A 4,394-nucleotide genomic window follows, 5' to 3' on the forward strand; every position below is an offset into this window, starting at 1 on the left:
CGATTGGTCTCCGCCTGGGGTCAACGGAAGAAGATAATCAGGCTGACCTAAAGAGTACCGCGTTGCAGGGGGCCTCCTTAGGTGACATTAAAACTGCAGCTACACCCGTAGAAAGCCGTGTGGCGTGATCTTCGGACAGGGGTTCAACTCCCCTCGCCTCCACCAATATCATCAGAAAAGCGACCGTGTCAGGTCGCTTTTTTGCTATAAAGTTTTAGTTACACAGATAAGAGCAGCCTTTTATTCTTTAGATAATTCTCAAGGGGATGGATGAGTAATGATCTTCACTGCTAAGTTCAGACTGCATTCAACTACTTTGATTAGATAGAACCAATGGCTAGTCCTACTGGACTATAATTCATGGTAAAATATGTGTTGTATAGGTATAATAATGACTAGTATGAAGTTGAAGTATATATTATCATATCGAATAATGTAAATATAAATTTTCAAGTGATGTAAAATTCTATAATTGTAACAGGAGTGGTCAAGTTGGCAAGAAAAAGTGGTCTTAGTGGGCTAATGGCCTCAATTGCTAGAGAAAATGCAAGACAAGCCAGGTTGCGTGAGTCTGAGAGAAAGCGAATAGAACGAGAATCAATTAAGGCAGCAAGGGAATACCAAAGAGGTTTGATTCAGGCCGAGAAGGAGGCAAAGATACGCTATATTGAAAGCAGGATTGAAGAAACGGATTATTTAAATAATGATCTTAACGAACGTATTGCTGAGTTAAAATGTATACTGGAACATACCTTGCAAATAGATGATAGTATCTCATTTTCTTCATTAAGAATTTCTGAGAAGTTTAAAGGTTTCTATGCTTCTGAGGGAATTACTACTCCTTTACCCAAACCCCAATTAGAGGATTACACTAATAGAATTGAGCAGCCTAGTCTCTTCTCAAAGTTAATTCCCGGTTCAGAAAAAAGATATCAAAAAGCATTGATTAGTGCTAAACAACAATATGAATCGGACTTTGTACAATATGAACTCAAAGAAAATGAAAGAATAAGTTATTTAGATCAATTAAAAACTGAATATGATGAAGAAAAATCTAGGTATGAGTTGAAGGTTAAAGAACGAAATCTAGAAGTTGACCAATTCGAGGAAGAATATCAGAATGGGGAGAGCGATGCAGTAATTGCATATAATACTATGGTATTGGAACGTTCTGAATATCCGGATGAATTTCCCCAGATATTCCGATTAGCATATTTGCCTGATTCTAAAGAATTAGTTATTGATTATGAGTTTCCAAATAAAGAAATTATACCTGCAATAGTGGAATATAAGTACATAAAAACAAAAGATGAGATAAATGAAAAACCTAGAAAAATTCAAGAAATAAAAGAAATATATGCGGATATTGTGGCAGGAGTAACTTTGCGAACTATTCATGAGGTGTTTGAAGCAGATCAAGGAAATGTAATACAGTTAGTAGTGTTTAATGGTTATGTGAATTCAGTGGATCCGGCTACTGGTAAAGATATTACTCCGTACCTTATATCTACTCGTGTTCAGAAAGAAAAGTTCGAGGAACTTGATCTAAGTCGCGTGGAAAAGTCAGTATGTTTACGAAATTTAGGGGCTCAGGTGTCACCTCGACCTGCAGAGCTACAAGCTGTTAAACCTATAGTTGAATTTAACATGGTGGATAAACGTTTTGTTGACCATGAAGATATGTTAGAATCACTAAATAGTTTACCCAATTTAATGGAGCTAAATCCATATGAATTTGAGCGGTTAGTTACTGACCTTTTTTCAAGAATGGGACTGGATGCTAAATTAACTCGTTCATCAAAAGATGGGGGAGTTGATTGTGTAGCTTTTGATACAAGACCAATTGTTGGAGGTAAAGTAGTTATCCAGGCTAAACGCTATAAAAATACAGTGGGTGTTTCGGCAGTAAGGGATTTATATGGAACAATGTTGAACGAAGGAGCAAATAAGGGGATTTTGGTCACAACTAAAAGTTATGGCCCAGATGCTTATGAATTCTCGAAAGATAAACCAATTGAACTTATTGATGGTGGAGGACTACTCTATTTGTTAGAGCAGAATGGAATTAAAGCACGAATATTATTTGAATAAGTCTGACGAGGCTATACCGATTACATCCAAACAGTGACTACACCCGTAGAAAGCCGTGTGGCGTGATCTTCGGACCCCCTGGCCTCCACCATTATTATCAGAAAAGCGACCGTGTCAGGGTCGCTTTTTTGCTTTAGTATCAAGCTTTTAGCCTTTATGACATGCATTACTGCAGAAATAACAGCCGTCGAAATTTATTTTTCCTGTATCCTGTTTGACTCGTTTAATAGCAGATTGACAATCATTTTCGTAACCAATTAATATTCGATTTGATGAATTAGGAATGTAGGAACAATCGTCTGTGTGAACTTCATGGTTACCTTTATTATCTGTATTTTTATTGTAATAATAGAATTTCGCCACTTATTGTTACCTCCTCATTTTACAAATTATGATTTAATGTTTCTGGTACAAATTTCATCTGCATATTTTCATTGGTCATCTATTTGTGAGATTGTTCCTATATCACACCTCCATTTAAGGTTCTGTTAATAGTTTAGCAAAATCAGCAATATCAAACAAGAACAAATGTTCCTATTTTAACGGTTAGATCCCTTCTAACATGTACCATGTGTCCCAACTATGGTAAACGATTTGAAATGTTTATATGGATATTTATGGGCGATAATGTTGTATAATGAGAATAGTTTAAACGCTGGTTGGTGAGGTGAAGAACTTTGAATCGAACGGAAGAATATCTGAGAAGCCTTTTGAATGAATTATGTAATTTACCACATGAAACTGGTTGGGTTGAATTTAAACATAACAATATGGAAAGTGAAAGTATAGGAGAGTATATATCGGCGTTGAGTAATTCAGCCACACTGGACGGGAAAAGCCATGCTTATATGGTTTGGGGTGTGAAAGATGCCACGCATGAAGTTATTGGTACAAATTTTAGTCCTCATGCAAGCAAGATAGGTAATGAGGAATTGGAAAGTTGGTTATTAAGGCAATTGTCCCCTCGAGTTTTTTTTGTATTTTATGAATTGGCTACAGATTTGGGAAAAGTAGTGATTTTGGAGATTGAAAGAGCAGCTGATAAGCCTGTTCAGTTTAAGGGAACAGAGTATATACGTATTGGCTCCTATAAGAAAAATCTTAAGGATTATCCAGATAAAGAAAGAGCACTTTGGAGAGCATTTGATAAAACACCATTCGAAGACATGATTGCAGCAGAACATGTGTCAGATACTGATGTACTTAAACTTCTTGATTACCCAACTTATTTTGAGTTGTTAGATATGGAATTACCAGAAGACAGGAAACGTATATTAGAGCGTCTATCTGATGATAATATGATAAAAAAATGTGATGCAGGTGGATGGGATATTACGAATTTGGGTGCAATTCTATTTGCTAAGAGATTATCAAGTTTCAGTCATCTGAAAAGAAAATCAGTGCGTGTTATTATATATAGCGGCAAGGATCGTATTCAAACTGAGAGGGAACAAGAAGGTGTTAAGGGATATGCAGCGGGATTCGAGGGGCTTATTGGATTTATAGATAATCTTCTACCGAGAAACGAGATAATCGGGAAAGCTTTAAGGAAAGATGTATCAATGTATCCTGAATTAGCTGTTCGTGAATTGGTAGCAAATGCTATTATTCATCAGGACTTTTCATTGCGTGGAACTGGTCCAATGATTGAAATTTTTTCAGACCGCATGGAAATAACAAATCCAGGAGTTCCGCTTGTCCAAGTGGAACGTTTTATAGATAGTCCTCCTAGATCTCGTAATGAAGCAATGGCTTCCTTTCTACGTCGTGTTGGAGTTTGTGAAGAGCGAGGCAGTGGTTTTGATAAAGTAGTTTCACAAACGGAATTTTATCAATTACCAGCCCCTATAATTGATGTGACCGAAGAACACACTCGTGTTATATTGTTTTCGCACAAGCCGTTTGCAGAAATGGATCGAGAAGAACGGGTGAGAGCCTGTTACTTACATGCTTGTTTGAAATATGTAACAAGAGATTTTATGACAAATGCAACTTTGCGTCATCGATTTGGAATGAATGATAAACAAATCTCCATTTCTTCAAGGATCATAAAAGATACAGTAGAAGCAACCAAGGTAAAACTAAAAGAACCTGATACAGCTCCGAAACATATGAAGTATGTACCTTACTGGGCGTAGGCATTTTAACTTGACGCTAACTTGCACATAACTTTCAATTTAGTAAAAGGCACTATTAGCTGACAACTTAAAGCTGTTAGTTAGCTGCGTCTTTGAATTGCTAAGGCCTTATATCTAACTTGCACGTAACTTCATGGATCATTATTCTAGCAAGGTAGCATTTAA

Annotated in this window: 2 protein-coding genes and 1 other RNA gene; all 3 read left to right on the forward strand. The window is 36.6% G+C overall.

What is annotated here, in order from left to right; all coding sequences use genetic code 11:
• Positions 1-165: a transfer-messenger RNA gene (gene ssrA, locus V1L65_RS28510) on the forward strand; the annotation flags it as partial.
• A 327-nt stretch (positions 166-492) separates the two neighbouring features.
• Positions 493-2,091, forward strand: a complete 1,599-nt coding sequence (locus V1L65_RS28515; RefSeq protein ID WP_331702744.1) for a restriction endonuclease — start codon at positions 493-495, stop codon at positions 2,089-2,091.
• A 677-nt stretch (positions 2,092-2,768) separates the two neighbouring features.
• A complete protein-coding gene (locus tag V1L65_RS28520) occupies positions 2,769-4,229 on the forward strand; it encodes an ATP-binding protein (protein ID WP_331702745.1) in 1,461 nt (486 codons plus the stop codon).
• Positions 4,230-4,394: the final 165 nt, after the last annotated feature.

Source organism: Paenibacillus sp. IITD108 (genome assembly GCF_036541265.1).
In the GTDB taxonomy this organism is placed as follows: Bacteria; Bacillota; Bacilli; order Paenibacillales; family Paenibacillaceae; genus Pristimantibacillus.